This is a genomic window from Streptomyces spororaveus, assembly GCF_016755875.1.
GTDB classification, from domain to species: Bacteria; Actinomycetota; Actinomycetes; order Streptomycetales; family Streptomycetaceae; genus Streptomyces; species Streptomyces spororaveus.
In genome coordinates, this window is record NZ_BNED01000005.1 from 3156361 (window position 1) to 3173300 (window position 16940).

The 16940-nt window shown below is 70.6% G+C and carries 16 protein-coding genes and 1 riboswitch; of the genes, 7 read left to right on the forward strand and 9 right to left on the reverse strand.

From position 1 onward, the window contains the following. Positions 1-71 precede the first annotated feature (71 nt). Positions 72-1355 (reverse strand): extracellular solute-binding protein, encoded by a 1284-nt coding sequence (locus Sspor_RS16285; protein WP_202199788.1) that lies wholly within the window; start codon positions 1353-1355, stop codon positions 72-74. A 288-nt stretch (positions 1356-1643) separates the two neighbouring features. On the opposite strand from Sspor_RS16285, the gene Sspor_RS16290 reads away from it, so the two are divergent. Further along, positions 1644-2408, forward strand: coding sequence for a GntR family transcriptional regulator (locus Sspor_RS16290; RefSeq protein ID WP_202203690.1), 765 nt, complete (start codon positions 1644-1646; stop codon positions 2406-2408). A 58-nt stretch (positions 2409-2466) separates the two neighbouring features. On the opposite strand, the gene Sspor_RS16295 is transcribed toward Sspor_RS16290, so the two are convergent. Both Sspor_RS16295 and Sspor_RS16300 read right to left on the reverse strand, forming a co-directional pair. Beyond that, positions 2467-2790 carry a hypothetical protein gene (locus Sspor_RS16295; protein WP_202199789.1) on the reverse strand — a complete coding sequence of 108 codons (324 nt, stop codon included), beginning with the start codon at positions 2788-2790 and terminating at the stop codon, positions 2467-2469. A gap of 12 nt (positions 2791-2802) precedes the next feature. Next, entirely contained in the window at positions 2803-3126 is a 324-nt protein-coding gene (locus tag Sspor_RS16300; protein WP_202199790.1) for a hypothetical protein, read from the reverse strand. Positions 3127-3428: 302 nt separating this feature from the next. Here Sspor_RS16300 and Sspor_RS16305 point away from each other — a divergent pair, with 302 nt between their 5' ends. Together Sspor_RS16305 and Sspor_RS16310 are read left to right on the forward strand one after the other, a co-directional pair. Beyond that, on the forward strand, positions 3429-5702 hold the full coding sequence (locus Sspor_RS16305) for a carbon starvation CstA family protein (protein WP_372499734.1): 2274 nt from the start codon (positions 3429-3431) through the stop codon (positions 5700-5702). Then, positions 5702-5896 carry a YbdD/YjiX family protein gene (locus Sspor_RS16310; RefSeq protein WP_033218637.1) on the forward strand — a complete coding sequence of 65 codons (195 nt, stop codon included), beginning with the start codon at positions 5702-5704 and terminating at the stop codon, positions 5894-5896. Before Sspor_RS16305 ends, Sspor_RS16310 begins: the two co-directional genes overlap by 1 nt. 50 nt (positions 5897-5946) lie before the next feature. Here the strand turns inward: Sspor_RS16310 and Sspor_RS16315 are convergent, their stop codons facing one another. Then, positions 5947-6531: a Uma2 family endonuclease gene (locus Sspor_RS16315; protein ID WP_202199792.1), complete on the reverse strand. Its 585-nt coding sequence runs from the start codon at positions 6529-6531 to the stop codon at positions 5947-5949. Between the two features lie 77 nt (positions 6532-6608). Here Sspor_RS16315 and Sspor_RS16320 point away from each other — a divergent pair, with 77 nt between their 5' ends. From Sspor_RS16320 to Sspor_RS16330, 3 genes are all read left to right on the forward strand, one after another. Beyond that, positions 6609-7106 (forward strand): GNAT family N-acetyltransferase, encoded by a 498-nt coding sequence (locus Sspor_RS16320; protein ID WP_202199793.1) that lies wholly within the window; start codon positions 6609-6611, stop codon positions 7104-7106. A 51-nt stretch (positions 7107-7157) separates the two neighbouring features. Continuing rightward, positions 7158-7279: riboswitch (cobalamin riboswitch) on the forward strand. Positions 7280-7423: 144 nt separating this feature from the next. Beyond that, complete coding sequence (locus tag Sspor_RS16325; protein ID WP_202199794.1) at positions 7424-9808, forward strand: ribonucleoside-diphosphate reductase subunit alpha; 2385 nt, start codon at positions 7424-7426, stop codon at positions 9806-9808. Beyond that, positions 9808-10824, forward strand: a complete 1017-nt coding sequence (locus Sspor_RS16330) for a ribonucleotide-diphosphate reductase subunit beta (protein WP_030385960.1) — start codon at positions 9808-9810, stop codon at positions 10822-10824. Before Sspor_RS16325 ends, Sspor_RS16330 begins: the two co-directional genes overlap by 1 nt. A gap of 92 nt (positions 10825-10916) precedes the next feature. Here the strand turns inward: Sspor_RS16330 and Sspor_RS16335 are convergent, their stop codons facing one another. Next, positions 10917-11144, reverse strand: coding sequence for a hypothetical protein (locus Sspor_RS16335; protein WP_202199795.1), 228 nt, complete (start codon positions 11142-11144; stop codon positions 10917-10919). An 81-nt stretch (positions 11145-11225) separates the two neighbouring features. Between Sspor_RS16335 and Sspor_RS16340 the strand changes: the two genes are divergently transcribed. Continuing rightward, entirely contained in the window at positions 11226-12191 is a 966-nt protein-coding gene (locus Sspor_RS16340; protein ID WP_202199796.1) for a helix-turn-helix domain-containing protein, read from the forward strand. A gap of 22 nt (positions 12192-12213) precedes the next feature. Here Sspor_RS16340 and def read toward each other — a convergent pair whose 3' ends face one another. The 4 genes from def to Sspor_RS16360 form a co-directional block, all read right to left on the reverse strand. Beyond that, entirely contained in the window at positions 12214-12849 is a 636-nt protein-coding gene (gene def / locus Sspor_RS16345; protein ID WP_202199797.1) for a peptide deformylase, read from the reverse strand. A gap of 81 nt (positions 12850-12930) precedes the next feature. Then, positions 12931-13920 carry a tetratricopeptide repeat protein gene (locus Sspor_RS16350; RefSeq protein ID WP_030011692.1) on the reverse strand — a complete coding sequence of 330 codons (990 nt, stop codon included), beginning with the start codon at positions 13918-13920 and terminating at the stop codon, positions 12931-12933. Positions 13921-14051: 131 nt separating this feature from the next. After that, the gene (locus tag Sspor_RS16355; protein ID WP_202199798.1) at positions 14052-15329 is read right to left on the reverse strand and encodes an HD-GYP domain-containing protein; all 1278 of its coding nucleotides are present in this window, start codon (positions 15327-15329) and stop codon (positions 14052-14054) included. After that, on the reverse strand, positions 15326-16834 hold the full coding sequence (locus tag Sspor_RS16360; protein ID WP_202199799.1) for an HD-GYP domain-containing protein: 1509 nt from the start codon (positions 16832-16834) through the stop codon (positions 15326-15328). Before Sspor_RS16360 ends, Sspor_RS16355 begins: the two co-directional genes overlap by 4 nt. Positions 16835-16940: the final 106 nt, after the last annotated feature.

Here is a 16940-nt window from a genome sequence, read left to right on the forward strand (position 1 = left end):
CGCTCCTCGGGAGTCCCTCTCTGGACCGGCGGCAGGGCCCCGCCTTCCGGCGGGGCCCTGCCGGTATCAGGTCACTTGGTGTTGATGACCTTGTCGATCTCGGCGTCGGCGGCCTTCGCCGCTTCCTCGACCGACTTGCTTCCGGTCCCGAGGTCACGGAGCATCGTCTGAAGGATCTTGGCCTTCTCGATCTGGCCCCAGCCGGAGGCGGTCGGCACGAACCAGGAGGACTCGGCCGCGGTGGCGGCGACCTGGGTCTTCGGGTCGGCCTTCAGCGGACCGAGGTCCGTCTTGTTGTTGGGCAGGTTGCCCTTGCCGATGAGGCCCTTCTGGCCCTGGGCGCCGGTGAAGACGTTGATCCACTCGGCCGCCACGTCCTTGGCCTTGGACTTGGCCGGGACGGCGAGGTCCGAACCGCCGAGGAAGACCGGCAGGTTCTTGCCGTTCGGGCCGGGCTGGACGAAGTTCTCCAGCTTGTCCGTGAGACCGCCGACCTTGTCGTTCTCCGGGGTCGCGGCGGTGCCGCCCTCCCAGGCGGCGGCGAAGATCGCGGCGGAGTTGCCCTGACCGAAGACGACCGGGCGGTCGGACTCGTCCTTGGTCTTGTCGGCGTGCATGTACTTGTCGAGGAGCTCCTTGTACTGCTTGAGCCCCTTCAGCGACTCGGGGGAGGACAGGGTGCCCTTCCACTTGTCGCCGTCCTTCTTGGCGATGGCGCCGCCGGCGTCGTAGACGAACGACATGGCCGCGTACCAGTCGGGAGAAGGCTGGTACAGGGCGCTGAACTTGTCGCCCTTCGCGGCCTGGATCTTGTCCAGGGCGGAGGTGTACTCGGCCCACGTCTTCGGGGCGGCGGTGACGCCGGCCTCGCCGGCGATGTCCTTGCGCCAGGTGCCGACGCGGCCACCGGCGTAGTAGGGGACACCGTAGGTCTTGCCGTCATAGGTGACGGATTCCTTGAGGGCGTCCAGCCACGCGGCGGAGTTCTCGAACTTCGAGGGGTCGATCTCGGCGAAGGCGCCGGTCGACATGTAGCCGATCATCTCGGAGTTGCCCATCTCGACAACGTCCGGGGCCTTGTCCGTGGCGAGTACGGCGTCCAGCTTGGCGTTCTTGTCCGGCCAGCCGTAGTACTCGTGCTTGACCGTGAGGCCCGGGTGCTTCGCGACGACGGCGTCGTCGGCCGCCTTGACCAGCTCCGGCCAGTTCTTCTGGGCGTCCACCGTCAGCCAGACGGTGAGCTCCTTCGCCTCGGAGGCCTTGCCGTCGCCCCCCTTGCCGTCGGAGTCACCGCACGCCGCCAGGCCGATAACCATGCCCGCGACACCGATCGCCGCGATGAGCTTGCGCTTCACGCCACCCTCCTCAGGGATGCTGCCTGCACTTCCCTCGCCCGCCGCGGTGACATACGCGAAGTACTGCCGTGGGGCCGGGATCTGATCCATATTGGTTTAGACCAGTAGCTGGAGCTTGGCCTAGACCTTTAGGGGTGTCAAGGGTCTAATGAGCGGGTGCCCGGTCCGTTATCGGACCGACACCTGGGGAGAGAGAAGGCCTGTCCCCCCACTCGTGTCACGATGTGACCGCACATATCGGAGGAGCCGGTGACGGCAGCGAAACTGGAGTCGGGAAGGCGGGCGGCGATGGCCACCGAAGGGGCGACCACGGAGCCGGACGGCGGGGCAGCCACCCGCACGGCGCGTGTTCCCAAGTACTACCGACTCAAGCGGCACTTGCTCGACATGACCGAGACACTGCCGCCCGGCACCCCGGTGCCGCCGGAGCGCACGCTCGCGGCCGAATTCGACACGTCCCGGACCACCGTCCGGCAGGCCCTCCAGGAACTGGTCGTAGAAGGACGACTGGAGCGGATCCAGGGCAAAGGCACCTTCGTCGCCAAGCCCAAGGTCTCCCAGGCGCTGCAACTCACCTCGTACACGGAGGACATGCGGGCCCAGGGTCTGGAACCGACCTCGCAGCTCATCGACATCGGCTACGTGACGGCCGACGACACCCTCGCCGGACTGCTCAAGATCAACACCGGCGGGCGGGTCCTGCGGATCGAGCGGCTGCGCCTGGCCAGCGGCGAGCCGATGGCCATCGAGACCACGCACCTGTCGGCCAAGCGCTTCCCCGCACTGCGCCGTTCGCTCGCCAAGTACACCTCTCTCTACACGGCTCTCGCCGAGGTCTACGACGTGCACCTGGCCGAGGCCGAGGAGACGATCGAGACCTCGCTGGCCACCCCGCGCGAGGCCGGCCTGCTCGGCACGGACGTCGGGCTGCCGATGCTGATGCTCTCGCGCCATTCGATCGACCGCGACGGCGAACCGGTGGAATGGGTGCGCTCCGTATACCGAGGAGACCGGTACAAGTTCGTCGCCAGGCTCAAGCGCCCCGCCAACTGACAGGCGAAAACGCGGAAGGGGCCGCCGAGCATCTCGGCGACCCCTCCGCAGGCTGAAATCAGTACTGCAGTTCCACGTCCACGAATCCATAGATTCCGGCAGAACCATTTCCGGAACAGCTGGCCGTGGACCAGCCGCTCTTCACCCACGGCCCCGTCACATTGAATTGCCTGCCCGAGTTGCCGATGCATTCGACGACGACCCGATAGGCGTTGTACCCGTCCAGGCTGGTGCACGAGGCCCGACCGGTGTACCCGTTCACCTTCTGCTTCGAGCAACTGGCCGCGGACGCGTCCGCGAAGGCGGTTCCGCCCGCGAGCGGCACCGACAGGAGTGCGCTCGCCACCACGCCGGCGACCGCGAGACTCTTGAACTTCACCACGAGACCGCTCCCTTACCGCTGCACTTCGAAGTCGACCCGGAGGATCCGGGAACCGCAGGTCGTCCGCGAGGTGTTCCCCTCCCCGACGTACACCCAGCTGCCCACGCGCGTGAACGTGCCGGCGTTGTTGCCCATGAGGCAGGTCGCGACCACCCGGTACTTCGAGTACACGGCATTCGGGTCGTCGTTGGCCATGCAGTGCGCGACCGCTTCACTGCCGACGATTTCAGTGGTACAGCGAATTCCGGCAGAAGCGGTCGGAGCGGTTGCCACGACCACACCTCCCGCGAGAATTCCCGCCGAAGCAAGCAGGGTTGCCCCCTTGCGAAGAATCACCTTCACTCCCCCATTCGACCACGCGCAGAGAAGTTTCCCTGCGGTGTCACGAACATAGCAACGCGCCTCGTCCCGCCGCGATGGTCTGGACCATTATTGAGCAAGAATTGAGCTTTCGCCGCCCGAACGGGAATTTGAAATTCCAGGACGCATTGAATCTCTGGAATTCGGCCACGCGAGAATCAATTCACGCCACTCGGCCGGGACGGCGGCGGCAGCGGCAGCGGCAGCGGTGCGGCCGGTGCCCGGTGGGCCGACCGGGCGTCACCCTCCTTGCCCCCGAGCGGTGTTGCCATACCGATATGCGGACGGGGGGTGACGCTGGACACGTCCCTCGCCTAGATTTCCTGGCCACTCCTACAGGCCGTCAGCGAGGGGACACGACCGTGCCAGAGCAGTCAGTACCACCCAGCTCATCCCGCCCCACTCCCAAGTCCGTCGCCGCATGGGTGCTCGTCGGACTCGTCGGCGCCATCGGCTGGGGCGTACTGGCGCTCTCGCGCGACGAGGAGATCTCCGCCGCCTGGCTGCTCGCCGCCGCACTGGGCTCGTACGCGATCGCCTACCGCTTCTACGCGCGCTTCATCGCGGACCGCGTACTGAAGGTCGACGCCACCCGGGCCACCCCCGCCGAACGCCTCGACAACGGTGTCGACTTCCACCCCACCGACCGCCGGGTGCTCTTCGGCCACCACTTCGCCGCCGTCGCCGGCGCGGGCCCGCTCGTCGGACCCGTCCTCGCCGCGCAGATGGGCTACCTGCCGGGCACCATCTGGATCGTCGCCGGAGTCATCTTCGCCGGGGCCGTCCAGGACATGGTCACCCTCTTCTTCTCCACCCGCCGCGACGGGCGTTCCCTCGGCCAGATGGCCCGGGACGAGATCGGCCCCGTCGGCGGGGCCGCCGCCCTGGTCGCCGTGTTCGCCATCATGATCATCCTGCTGGCGGTGCTGGCCCTGGTGATCGTCAACGCCCTGGCGCACTCGCCCTGGGGCGTCTTCTCCATCGGCATGACCATCCCGATCGCCGTCTTCATGGGCTTCTACCTGCGCGTGCTGCGGCCGGGCCGGGTCACCGAGGTCTCCGTCATCGGCGTCGCCCTGCTGCTGCTCGCCATCGTCGCGGGCGGCTGGGTCGCCGAGTCCTCCTTCGCCGGGACCTTCACCCTGGAGAAGGAGACGCTGGTCATCTGGATGGTCGTGTACGGCTTCCTGGCATCGGTGCTGCCGGTGTGGATGCTGCTCGCGCCCCGCGACTACCTCTCCACCTTCATGAAGGTCGGCACCATCGCGCTCCTCGCCATCGGCGTGGTCGTCGCGATGCCCACCCTGAAGATGCCCTCGGTCACCGACTTCGCGGCCCGCGGCGACGGACCGGTCTTCGCCGGGTCGATGTTCCCCTTCGTCTTCATCACCATCGCGTGCGGCGCGCTCTCGGGCTTCCACGCCCTGGTCTCCTCGGGCACCACCCCGAAGATGATCCAGAAGGAGACCCAGGTCCGCATGATCGGCTACGGCGCCATGCTGACCGAGTCCTTCGTCGCCGTCATGGCGATCATCGCGGCCTGCATCATCGAGCCCGGCCTCTTCTTCGCCGTCAACTCCCCCGGCGGGGTCATCGGCACCACGGTCGAGTCCGCCTCCCAGGCGGTGACGAACTTCGGCTTCGCCATCACCCCCGAGGCGCTCGCGCAGGCCGCCAAGGACGTCGAGGAAGCCACGCTGCTCTCGCGCACGGGTGGCGCTCCGACCTTCGCACTCGGAATGTCGGAGATCTTCTCCTCCGTCGTCGGCGGCGCCGGGATGAAGGCCTTCTGGTACCACTTCGCGATCATGTTCGAGGCGCTCTTCATCCTGACGACGCTCGACGCCGGCACCCGCGTGGGCCGCTTCATGCTCCAGGACACCCTCGGCAACGTGCACAAGTCCTTCAAGGATGTCAGCTGGAAGCCCGGCGTGTGGTTCGCGAGCGCAATCGTGGTCGGCGCGTGGGGCTACTTCCTGTGGGTCGGCATCAAGGACCCGCTGGGCGGCATCAACCAGCTCTTCCCGCTCTTCGGCATCGCCAACCAGCTGCTCGCCGCGGTCGCCCTGGCCGTCTGCACCACGCTGCTGGTCAAGTCCGGCCGGCTCAAGTGGGCCTGGGTGACGGGCGTTCCGCTGGTCTGGGACGCCACGGTGACCCTCACCGCCAGCTACCAGAAGGTCTTCTCCGAGGACGTGAAGGTCGGCTTCTTCGCCCAGCGCGACAAGTACCAGGCGGGCATCGACACCGACAAGGTGCTGGCTCCCGCGAAGAACATGGACGACATGCACACGATCGTCACGAACGCGACCGTCGACGGCGTCCTGTGCGCGCTCTTCGCCGCCCTGATCGTCGTGGTCCTCGCGGACGCGGCCCGGACCTGCGTCAAGGCCGTCCGCGACCCGGGGTCGGCGACCCTCTCCGAGACCCCCTGGACCGAGTCGAAGATCGTCGCCCCGGCCGGGCTGATCGCGACCGCCGAGGAGCGGGCGGAACTCACCGCGGCGGGTCTGGATTCCGGCGGTGGGCAGGTCAAGGAACCGGTGGCCTGATGAGCGTACGCAGCGCGCTGGCGAAGGCGCGGTTCTACGTACGGGAGTTCTCCGGGGAGGCCGCGTACGACCGCTACGTGGCCCACGCCCGCTCCCACGACCCGGATGCGGAGGTCCTCACCCGCCGCGCCTTCGAACGGGCCCGTACGGACGCCCGCGAGGCGGACCCCCGCGAGGGCTTCCGCTGCTGCTGACGCACGTGAAGGGCCCCGCCGCGTCCTGCGGCGGGGCCCTTCGGCGTTGCTCAGCGCACCCAGTCCTTGAGGGGCTCGGTCGGGAGGGTGATGCCGACGGGGTCAGGGAGATGAACGTCCTTGCCGAAGGGAACGGTGCGGACTGTCTCGTACCGCCGCCCGTCGGGCTCGCTGTGAACAGAGACCTCACAGCTGTCCCTGTCGATCAAGAGGTAGACCGGAATACCGGTCTCGGCGAAAGCCCGAGGCTTCTCGATGCGGTCGCGCCGGTCGGTGTCGGAATCGTAGGAGGTGACCTCGACGACCATCAGGACAGGGTCCGGGGCGACCCATTCGCCTTGCGCCTTCATGAAGCCACTCGGCGCCAGAACGCCGTCAGGCCTGGCGCGCCCTTCGCGATACTGCTGCACTCGCAATCCCTGCTCGCCATACAGGAACAGGTCGGGCCGGTGCTGGATGCAGATGCGCAAGAGCCACTCGATGATCAGTCCGTGGTCCCCGTCCGGCACTGCCTTGACCCCCAGCTTCCCGTCGATGAATTCCAACCGCAGCCCCTCCACTTCTCTGGCGCCTATACGCGCGAGGGTCTCGAACTCCTCGGTCAGCATGTGGGGGCGGTCGGTCATCACGGTCATGCCTCGCTCACCTTCCTCGACGGTGCTGTCTCCGACGATAGCGCCGCCCGCCGGGGCCGTCCTGCACACTCGACCGCATGGACATGGTGATCAGGGCGGCGCTGCCCGCCGAGTACGCGGAGCTGGGTGAGATCACGGCGCGGGCCTATCTCACGGACGGGCATCTGGACTTCAACGAGGCCGACCCCTACCTGGACGTGCTGCGCGACGTGGCCGGCCGCGCCGCCCGGGCCGAGGTGCTCGTCGCCGTGCGGGAGGAACGGCTGTTGGGCGGTGTGACCTTCGCCGCTCCCGGCAGCCCGCTCGCCGACATCGCGGCTCCCGACGAGGCGGAGTTCCGGATGCTCGCGGTGGCTCACGAGGCGCGCGGCCAGGGCGCCGGCGAGGCTCTGGTGCGGGCCTGCGTCGAGCGGGCGCGGTCCCTGGAGGGCGTGACCGGCCTCGTCCTGTCCACCCAGCGCAGCATGGCCGGAGCCCATCGGATCTACGCGCGCCTGGGCTTCGTACGCACTCCGGAGCGGGACTGGGCGCCGATCGAGGGCCTGACACTCCTCACTTACCGACTCAAGCTGTAGCCACGCCGACACTACATGTGGGGGTTACCGCACAGGGCCGCCCCCACATGTATGCTCATGCCTGCTGTCGCCGCAGGGGAATCCGGTGCGAATCCGGAACTGTCCCGCAACGGTATGAAGTGTCCGGCTACCGGACGCCAAGTCCGATGACCTGCCGACAGCGCGCCCGGCTCGACCGATCCGGGTGCCGATTCGTCCGGGCCTCGCGGTTGGGCCGGTGGACGCCATGCGGGGTACGCGTTCTCGTCGCGCCCGCATGCGCCCGCTCGCGCCCCGCCCCGCCGATGACCCGGGCCGAGCGAGGGAGAGCTCCCGCCGTGACCATCGCGCCTTCCGCACCGCGCGCCGAGTCCACTTCTGGCGACAACACCGAGGGCCCGGGGGCCACGCTGCTGCGTACCCTCACCGAACTTACGGCGGACCTCCCCGACACCGACCCCGGCCGGGTCGCGGCCTCCGCGCTGCGCGGCCGCAGCTCCGCCGCCGACGACGCCGAGCTGCGCGGGCTGGCCACGGAGGCCGCCGCCGGTCTGATCTCCGAGGACCCGGCCTACTCCCGGCTCGCCGCCCGCCTGCTGACGCTGGCCGTGCGCGACGAGGCCGCGAGCCAGGGCTCGACCTCCTTCTCGGCCTCCGTCGAGGTCGGTCACCGCGAGGGCCTCATCGCCGACCGTACGGCCGAGTTCGTGCGCGCCCACGCGAGCCGCCTCGACTCGCTCGTCGAACTGACCCTCTCCGAGGGTGCCGACGACCGCTTCGGCTTCTTCGGCCTGCGCACCCTGCACAGCCGCTACCTGCTGCGCCACCCGATCACCCGTCAGGTCATCGAGACCCCTCAGTACTTCATGCTGCGCGTGGCCTGCGGTCTCGCCGCCGACGACAGCGTCCAGGCCGTGGAGGAAGTGGCCTCGCTGTACCGGCTGATGAGCCGGCTGGACTACCTGCCGTCCTCCCCGACGCTCTTCAACTCCGGCACCCGGCACCCGCAGATGTCCTCCTGCTACCTGCTGGACTCCCCGCTGGACGAGCTCGACTCGATCTACGACCGCTACCACCAGGTCGCCCGCCTCTCCAAGCACGCCGGCGGCATCGGCCTCTCGTACTCCCGCATCCGCGCCCGCGGTTCGCTGATCCGCGGCACCAACGGCCACTCCAACGGCATCGTGCCGTTCCTGAAGACCCTCGACGCCTCCGTCGCCGCCGTGAACCAGGGTGGCCGCCGCAAGGGCGCCGCCGCCGTCTACCTGGAGACCTGGCACGCGGACATCGAGGAGTTCCTGGAGCTCCGCGACAACACCGGTGAGGACCAGCGCCGTACCCACAACCTGAACCTCGCCCACTGGGTGCCGGACGAGTTCATGCGCCGCGTGAACGCCGACGCCGACTGGTCGCTGTTCTCCCCGGCCGACGTGCCCGAGCTGGTCGACCTGTGGGGCGACGACTTCGACGCCGCCTACCGCAAGGCGGAGGCGGACGGCCTGGCCCGCAAGACCATGCCCGCCCGCGACCTGTACGGCCGGATGATGCGCACCCTCGCGCAGACCGGCCAGGGCTGGATGACCTTCAAGGACGCCTCCAACCGCACGGCGAACCAGACCGCCGAGCCGGGCACCGTCGTGCACTCCTCGAACCTGTGCACCGAGATCATCGAGGTCACCAACGACGGCGAGACGGCCGTCTGCAACCTCGGCTCGGTCAACCTGGGCGCCTTCGTCCTCACGGAGACCGGCGAGATCGACTGGGAGCGCCTGGACGAGACCGTCCGCACGGCCGTGACCTTCCTCGACCGCGTGGTGGACATCAACTTCTACCCGACCGAGCAGGCCGGCCGCTCCAACGCCCGCTGGCGTCCGGTGGGCCTGGGCGCGATGGGCCTCCAGGACGTCTTCTTCAAGCTGAAGCTGCCCTTCGACTCCCCCGAGGCGCGGGCACTGTCCACCAAGCTCTCCGAGCGCATCATGCTGGCCGCCTACGAGGCCTCCTGCGACCTCGCCGAGCGCAGCGGCCCGCTCCCGGCCTGGGAGCAGACCCGTACCGCCCGCGGTGTCCTGCACCCGGACCACTACGACGTCGAGCTGAACTGGCCGGAGCGCTGGGACGCGCTGCGCGCCCGCGTCGCGAAGTCCGGCATGCGCAACTCGCTGCTGCTGGCCATCGCGCCGACGGCGACGATCGCCTCGATCGCGGGCGTGTACGAGTGCATCGAGCCGCAGGTCTCCAACCTGTTCAAGCGGGAGACCCTGTCGGGTGAGTTCCTCCAGGTGAACGGCTACCTGGTGGAGGAGCTGAAGCGGCTCGGCGTGTGGGACGCCCAGACCCGCGAGGCGCTGCGCGACTCCTCCGGCTCGGTCCAGGGCTTCGGCTGGATCCCGGCCGAGGTCCGCGAGCTGTACCGCACGGCGTGGGAGATCCCGCAGCGCGGTCTGATCGACATGGCGGCGGCCCGTACGCCGTTCCTGGACCAGTCGCAGTCGCTGAACCTGTTCCTGGAGACGCCCACCATCGGCAAGCTGTCGTCGATGTACGCGTACGCCTGGAAGCAGGGCCTGAAGACCACGTACTACCTGCGCTCGCGCCCGGCGACGAAGATCGCCCGTGCCGCGCAGGCGGCCACCCCCGTCGAGCTGCCGCAGGCGGTCGCCGACGCCGAGGCGCTGGCCTGCTCCCTTGAGAACCCCGAGTCCTGCGAGGCCTGCCAGTAATGAGCTCCAACGACAACAAGAACCTCCTGGACCCGGGCTTCGAGCTCACGCTCCGCCCGATGCGCTACCCGGACTTCTACGAGCGCTACCGGGACGCGATCAAGAACACCTGGACCGTCGAGGAGGTCGACCTCCACTCGGACGTCGCCGACCTGGCGAAGCTGACGCCCTCCGAGCAGCACATGATCGGCCGGCTGGTCGCGTTCTTCGCGACGGGCGACTCGATCGTCTCGAACAACCTGGTGCTGACGCTCTACAAGCACATCAACTCCCCGGAGGCGCGCCTGTACCTGTCGCGCCAGCTGTTCGAGGAGGCCGTGCACGTCCAGTTCTATCTGACGCTGCTCGACACCTACCTGCCCGACCCGGACGACCGCGCGGCCGCCTTCGACGCGGTCGAGGAGATCCCGTCGATCCGCGAGAAGGCGCAGTTCTGCTTCAAGTGGATGGACTCGGTCGAGAAGATCGACCGGCTGGAGACGGCCGCCGACCGGCGCCGTTTCCTGCTGAACCTGATCTGCTTCGCCGCGTGCATCGAAGGCCTGTTCTTCTACGGTGCCTTCGCGTACGTGTACTGGTTCCGCTCGCGCGGTCTGCTGCACGGCCTGGCCACCGGCACCAACTGGGTGTTCCGCGACGAGACCATGCACATGAACTTCGCGTTCGAGGTCGTGGACACGGTCCGCAAGGAGGAGCCGGAGCTCTTCGACGACGCCCTCCAGCAGCAGGTCACCGACATGCTGAAGGAAGCGGTGGAGGCGGAGCTGCAGTTCGGCCGCGACCTGTGCGGCGACGGCCTGCCGGGCATGAACACCGAGTCGATGCGCGAGTACCTGGAGTGCGTCGCGGACCAGCGTCTGGTCCGGCTGGGCTTCCCGCCGGTGTACGGCTCGCAGAACCCGTTCTCCTTCATGGAGCTGCAGGGTGTCCAGGAGCTGACGAACTTCTTCGAGCGCCGTCCGTCGGCCTACCAGGTCGCGGTCGAGGGCACGGTCGACCTGGACGAGGACTTCTAGAAGTCCCAGGAGTTCCAGCAGTACCAGAGGAGTGACCGGGGAGCCGGGATGCGGGAGGGTCCGTGTCCCGGCTTCTCGCGTTCCCCGGTGCGTCAGTGGGCGATGGGGCCCCAGTACCGCCGGGCGGCGGGCCGCAGGGCGCGCCGGCGCGGGGTGGGCGGGAGGCCGCCCGCGCGCTGGCGGGGGAGCCACACCAGCCGGGTCGCGACGGCCCGGATCTGCTGGTCGATCCGCCGGTCGCGCAGGATCCCGTACAGGCTGGGCGCAAGGACGAGGGCGGCGAGGGCGAGGACGGCGAGGTAATTCACGAAGGTGGTCATACGTCCACTGTCCGCCTGATCGCCCATGATCGACAGTGGCAGTACTGTCATGGAAGACCGAATTACTGCCACACTGGGGTCATGCTGAACAACGTGGCCGTGGCCCTCGTCGACGGAGTCGCCCCCTTCGAGCTGGGGATCTTCTGCGAGGTGTTCGGAATCGATCGCAGTGACATGGGCGTACCGGTGTACGACTTCGCCGTGTGCGCGGCGGAGGACGGGCCGCTGACCGTGGGCGGCGGCGCCTTCGGGATCACCCCGGCACACGGGCTGGAGCGGCTGGAGGAGGCCGACCTGATCTGCCTGCCCGCCGCCGGCGACGCCGGTGCGCGCAGCTATCCGGAGCCCCTCCTCGCGGCCCTGCGCCGGGGCGTGGAGCGGGGAGCGCGGGTCCTCAGCGTATGCAGCGGGGCCTACGTCCTCGGCGCCGCCGGGCTGCTGGACGGCCGCCGGTGCACCACGCACTGGATGCACGCCGAGGCCCTCGCCCGCCGTTTCCCGCGGGCGGTCGTCGACCCGGACGTGCTCTACGTCGACGAGGGCGCGGTGATCACCGCCGCCGGCACGGCCTCGGGCATCGACGCGTGCCTGCACGTGGTCCGCCAGGAGCACGGGGCCGAGGTGGCCAACGTCATCGCGCGCCGGATGGTCGTACCGCCGCACCGGGACGGCGGGCAGGCCCAGTTCATCCAGCGGCCGCTGCCGCGCACGCCCTGCGACACCGTGGGCGAGGTCATCGAGTGGATGGCCCGCCACCTGGGCGAGGAGATCACCGTCGAGCAGCTCGCGGAGCGCGCGCACATGTCCCCGCGGACCTTCGCCCGCCGCTTCCTCCAGGAGACCGGCACCACCCCGTACAAGTGGGTGCTGCGCCAGCGGGTGCTGCTCGCCCAGGAGCTGCTGGAGTCGACGGGCGAGACGGTGGACGCGATCGCCGGCCGCTGCGGCTTCGGCAACGCGGCCGCCCTGCGCCACCACTTCCTGCGGACCCTGGGCACCACGCCGAATTCGTTCCGGCGCGCCTTCCGGGGCCCGCAGGCCGCATAGGCCGTCGCCGGCCTCCGGGTGATCAGGCGTTCGGGACCGTCTCGTAGCGCGGGGTGCCCTCGTCCATCTGCCGCAGGGCGTCCTTGCGGTCCCGCTTCGAGAGGCGGTCGATGTAGAGGTAGCCGTACAGGTGGTCGGTCTCGTGCTGCAGGCAGCGGGCGAAGTAGCCGGTGCCGCGCACCTTGATCGGGTTGCCCTGCGCGTCCTGGCCGGTGACCTCGGCGTAGTCCGGGCGGGCCAGCGCGGCGTACGCGGTGGGCACGGACAGGCAGCCCTCGTTGGAGTCGTCGAGCACGCGGCCGGCGGCCGGCAGCTCCACCAGCTTCGGGTTGACGACGACACCGGTGTGCCGCTTGCCGTCGTCGTCCGGGCAGTCGTAGACGAAGACCTTGGCGTCCACGCCGATCTGGTTCGCGGCCAGGCCCACGCCCTCGGCCGCCTTCTGGCTGGCGAACATGTCGTCGATCAGCTGCGCCAGCTCGTCGCCGAACTCGGTGACGTCCTTGCACTCCCGGTGCAGGACCGGGTTGCCGACCACCGTGATCGGACGGGCCGTGCCGCGCTGACGGTGGGCGAGCTCGCGCGCCTCACAGTCCTCGGTGTCCACGACGTACCCGTCGTTCACGCTCTCGACAACCTCGTTCTCCTGCTGCGACATGTCCGCCGTACGCCTTCCGTAAGTCCGGTCACCGATGGTCGTGGTGGCCACCGATGTGCCCGTACAGCCTACGGCCCCGGGTCAGCAGACTTCTTCGAGATCCCGCCACTCGCGGGTACCGGGACTGTCCGCGACCCAGCCGTCGAGGAGTCCGCGCACCAGACCGGCCGGAGCCGCGATCCCGCATTCGCGCTCGGGGACCCACAGGGAGCCCGAGCCGGCCGTACGGTGCCCGAGCGGTCCGGGATGCCCCGGCTCGCTGTGGTCGTGCGGATCGAGGTGCTGCTCGCCGTCGCCCTCGTCGCTCGGCATCTCGCTCTCCGAGCAGGTCCGGCACAGCAGCCGCACCGACGAGGACCAGTCCTCGGCGGCGAAGCCGGCATCCGAGGCCAGCTGCTCCAGCGCGTCGCGGTCCGCCTCGGTGGCCGCCTCCAGCAGCACCACCCAGGTCGGCACCGGGGACGGCGCCCACAGCTCGATCTCGTCGAACACGGGGTACGAGGGCCCGGCCGCGGTCACCCGCTCACCGTGCGGGACGCCGTCGTGGAGCACGACCTCGCCCCAGCGCCGCCCCGAGGACGGCAGCGGGATCGACAGGACCTCCAGCCGGGCCGGGTCCAGCCGGCGGCCCCAGACCACCTCGGCCTCGCCTTCGGGCGAGAGTCGCACGGCGGCGCTGCCGAGCTCCATGCCGACCGGCTCGCCCGCCCCGGCCGCGTCCCCGGGCACCTTCAGCCCGTACGCCTGCCAGGCCCGCCGGGCCAGCGGCCAGTCCTGCAGCGCGGTGGCGGCGATCCCCACGTTCCACCAGTCCGGGGCGCCCGTCTCACGGTCCAGCAGGGCCACGGCACGCAGCCCGGCGGCCCGCGCCTGCTCCCAGTCGTGCCGGAACTTGTGCAGCAGGGCCAGGTTGAACCAGGACTCGGACAGCCAGGGCTCCAGGTCCGCCGCTCTGGTCAGGAGCGCGCCCGCGTCCTCGTACCGCCCGTCGCCGATCAGCGTGAACGCGCGGTCGGTGGCCTGCCGCCACGAGGCGGAGGGCCGATGCCGTACCTTCCCGAAGATCCTCACGATTCCCGCCTGCCTGGGGGCACCTCCCAGCGATCGCTGGGGGACTACGGTGCAGCCTTGCGGACACTCCTACGGTCCCTCTTACTGGCATCCAACCATGCCCACTCGGACGGCCGCTCATTACCCATGGGTTACCCAGGTGGGACGGGCACCACTCTGCCACGTCCGCCCCTGGCCAGAACCCTTGCGAGGCACTCAACGACCTCCGGCTGGTAATCGTGCCCGGTGCCCAGGCGGAGCCTCTCCAGGGCGGCCAGTGAGCCACCCGGGTGACGGCTGCCGCCGACCAGATCGTCGTACGCATTCACCGTACGCACGATCCGGGCCGCCGTGGGCTGCTCCCGGTACGGATCCGCCTGCCGCTCCACCACCACGGCCACTTCGGCGGGCACCCCGGTCTGCCGGGCCACCTCCCCGCCCAACTCGGCGATCCGGCGGGCCTCGGCGCCCGGCAGCCCGGCCGTGGCCCCGTCCGGGACCGGGTCGACCAGGGAGAGCTGCCCGATGTCGTGCATCAGAGCGGCGTACTCCAGCACCGTGAGCTCCCGCTCCGACAGACCCAGCTCCCGGCCGACGGCGCAGCTCAGGGCGGCCACCCGGCGGGCGTGGCCCGGCCGCGTGCAGCCGGCGATCTCGGTGGCGCGGGCCAGGGAGGTGATGGTCTGGCGGTAGGTGGTGCGGATCTCGGTGATCCGGTGGAAGGACAGCTGGGTCAGCAGCAGGGGCACGCTGAAGACGGGGAGGGCCCACAGCCCCGCGGCGGCCGCGCCGAGCGCCATCACGACCCCGGTGGCGCAGATCGCCGGGCCGATGCCGAGCTGGGCGCGCAGTTCGTCGCGCAGCAGCCTGCCGTACGGCCGCCCGGTCCGGGCCCCGGCGAGCGCGGCGGCGAGCACGGCGTCGCACAGGGCGGTGAGGCCGAGGAGGAGGAGCAGGAAGACGACGAGGTACGGGCCCTGGCCCACCCGCTGCTCCAGCCGGCCCGAGTTGTAGAGCGGCTGGAAACAGACGGCGGCGAAGGCGACGGTGAGCACCCGGCGGGACAGGTGGTCGAGGGCCGGGCCGCCGCCGCGGGCGATGTGGGGGACGATCCCGGCGAGGACGGCGGCGACGACGACCGCGACGGTCTGGAGCACCCCGTGGTGGGTGGGCAGCCCGGCGTTCTCGCCGAGCAGGGCGTAGGCGAGGGCCCCGGCGGTGCCGAGCGGCGCGGGGCGGCGGCCCAGGGGGTCCGGGCGGTCCCGCCGGTCCCGGTGGTCCCGGCGGGCGAGCTCCCCGACGGTGATCAGGGTGGCGAAGGCCAGGGCGGCGCCGGGCTCGGCGACGCCGTTCCACAGGGTGTGACCGAGCGCGGCGCCGGTGAGCGCCACGGCCGCCGCACGCACGGTCCACGCGGCCGGGGCCCTCATCCGCCCGCCCCGGGGCCGTCCGGGCCCGGGGCCGACCCGCCGGCCGGGCCGGGAACCGCGGGGACCCGGCCCGGCGGCGGAGCGGGTGCGGCCGGCCGGGAGCCCTGGTCCGGCATGGCGGCCAGGGGCGACGGCCGCGGGCCCGTCCCCGGCATCCCCGCGGCCGCGGCACCCGCCGGGATCACCTGGAGGTCCTCGTCCGAGGTCACCACCGGGTGCCAGCCCGTCCGGCCGATCGCTTCGACCAGTGCCCGCACCATCGACGGGTCGAACTGCGCCCCCGCGCACCGCTCCAGCTCCGCGAGGGCGACCGGCACCGGCCGGGCCCGGCTGTAGGAGCGGGTGGAGGTCATCGCGTCGAAGGCGTCGGCCACCGCCACCACCCGGGCCAGTACCGGGATCTGCTCACCGGTCAGGCCGTACGGATAGCCGGAGCCGTCGACCCGCTCGTGGTGGTGCAGGATCGCGGACCTGGCCTCGCCGAGGGAGCCGATGCCGCGCACCATCTCGTGCCCGTACTCGGGGTGCAGCTCGATGATCCGGCGCTCCTGCGGGGTGAGCGGCCCGTCCTTGCGCAGCAGCCGGGTGGGGACGCCGAGTTTGCCGATGTCGTGCAGGATCCCGGCGATCCGTACGGTCTCCAGCCGGTCCTCGGTCATGCCGAGCTCGCGGGCGATCATCGCGGAGGCCTGGCCGACCCGTTCGCTGTGGCCCCGTGTGTAGCGGTCCTTGATGTCGACGGCCTGGACGAGGGCGCGGATGGTGGCCTGATGGGCGGCGCGCTCACGGTGGTACTGGGCGAAGACCCAGCAGGAGATGTACATCGGCAGCAGGACGAGCAGCCCGGCCGGGGGCCCGTAGGGGCTGCGCCACATGACGGCCATCATCAGACCGGCGAGGCCGTGGACGCAGTGGGGGGCGAGGGAGGAGGTCACGAGCCCGTGCCAGGCGGTGGCGGCCGGGCGGCGTTCGGCGGTGGCCAGGATGCCGCCGTCGAGGGCGGTGAGCACCAGGCAGAAGGCGACGGCCGCGGCCGTCGCGGGAAGCAGCACGTCGGGGAAGTCGGCCGTCCGGCCGGGCGGCCCGGAGCCGGTGGAGGGCCCGCCGCCGAGGGTCGCCGGGCCGTGCAGCAGCCCGTACACCTGCCCGGCGGCCCAGGCGGCCATGGCCTGCTGGGCGCCGTGCCAGACGCGGCGCACCCGTACGGGCCGCTGGACGACGGTCGCCGCCAGTCCCCCGGGCAGCGCCACGAGCGCGGCGGCGGCGGGCGGCAGGAGGAAGACGGCGGCGAGGACCACGGGGAAGAAGGGGCCCATGCCCTCGGGGACCCGGCTGCCCGGCAGCCGGCAGCTCGTGACGAGTGCGCAGCCGAGGTAGAGCGCGGCGAGCAGGGCCACGGCCGCCCAGGGCGTACCGGAATCCGTGAGGGCGGGGGTGACGCACGCGGCGGCCGTGAGGACGGCGCACAGGATGAATCCGCGCGCCCCCGGCGGAAGTACCCGCATGGCGCTCCCCTCCCCTGTGCCGTGCACACCGGGTGCCGACGGGTTCTGAATCGAACCGGCACCGAAGGGGGAGAATAGGTGGGGCCCGGAGCGAGGTGGGCCACAT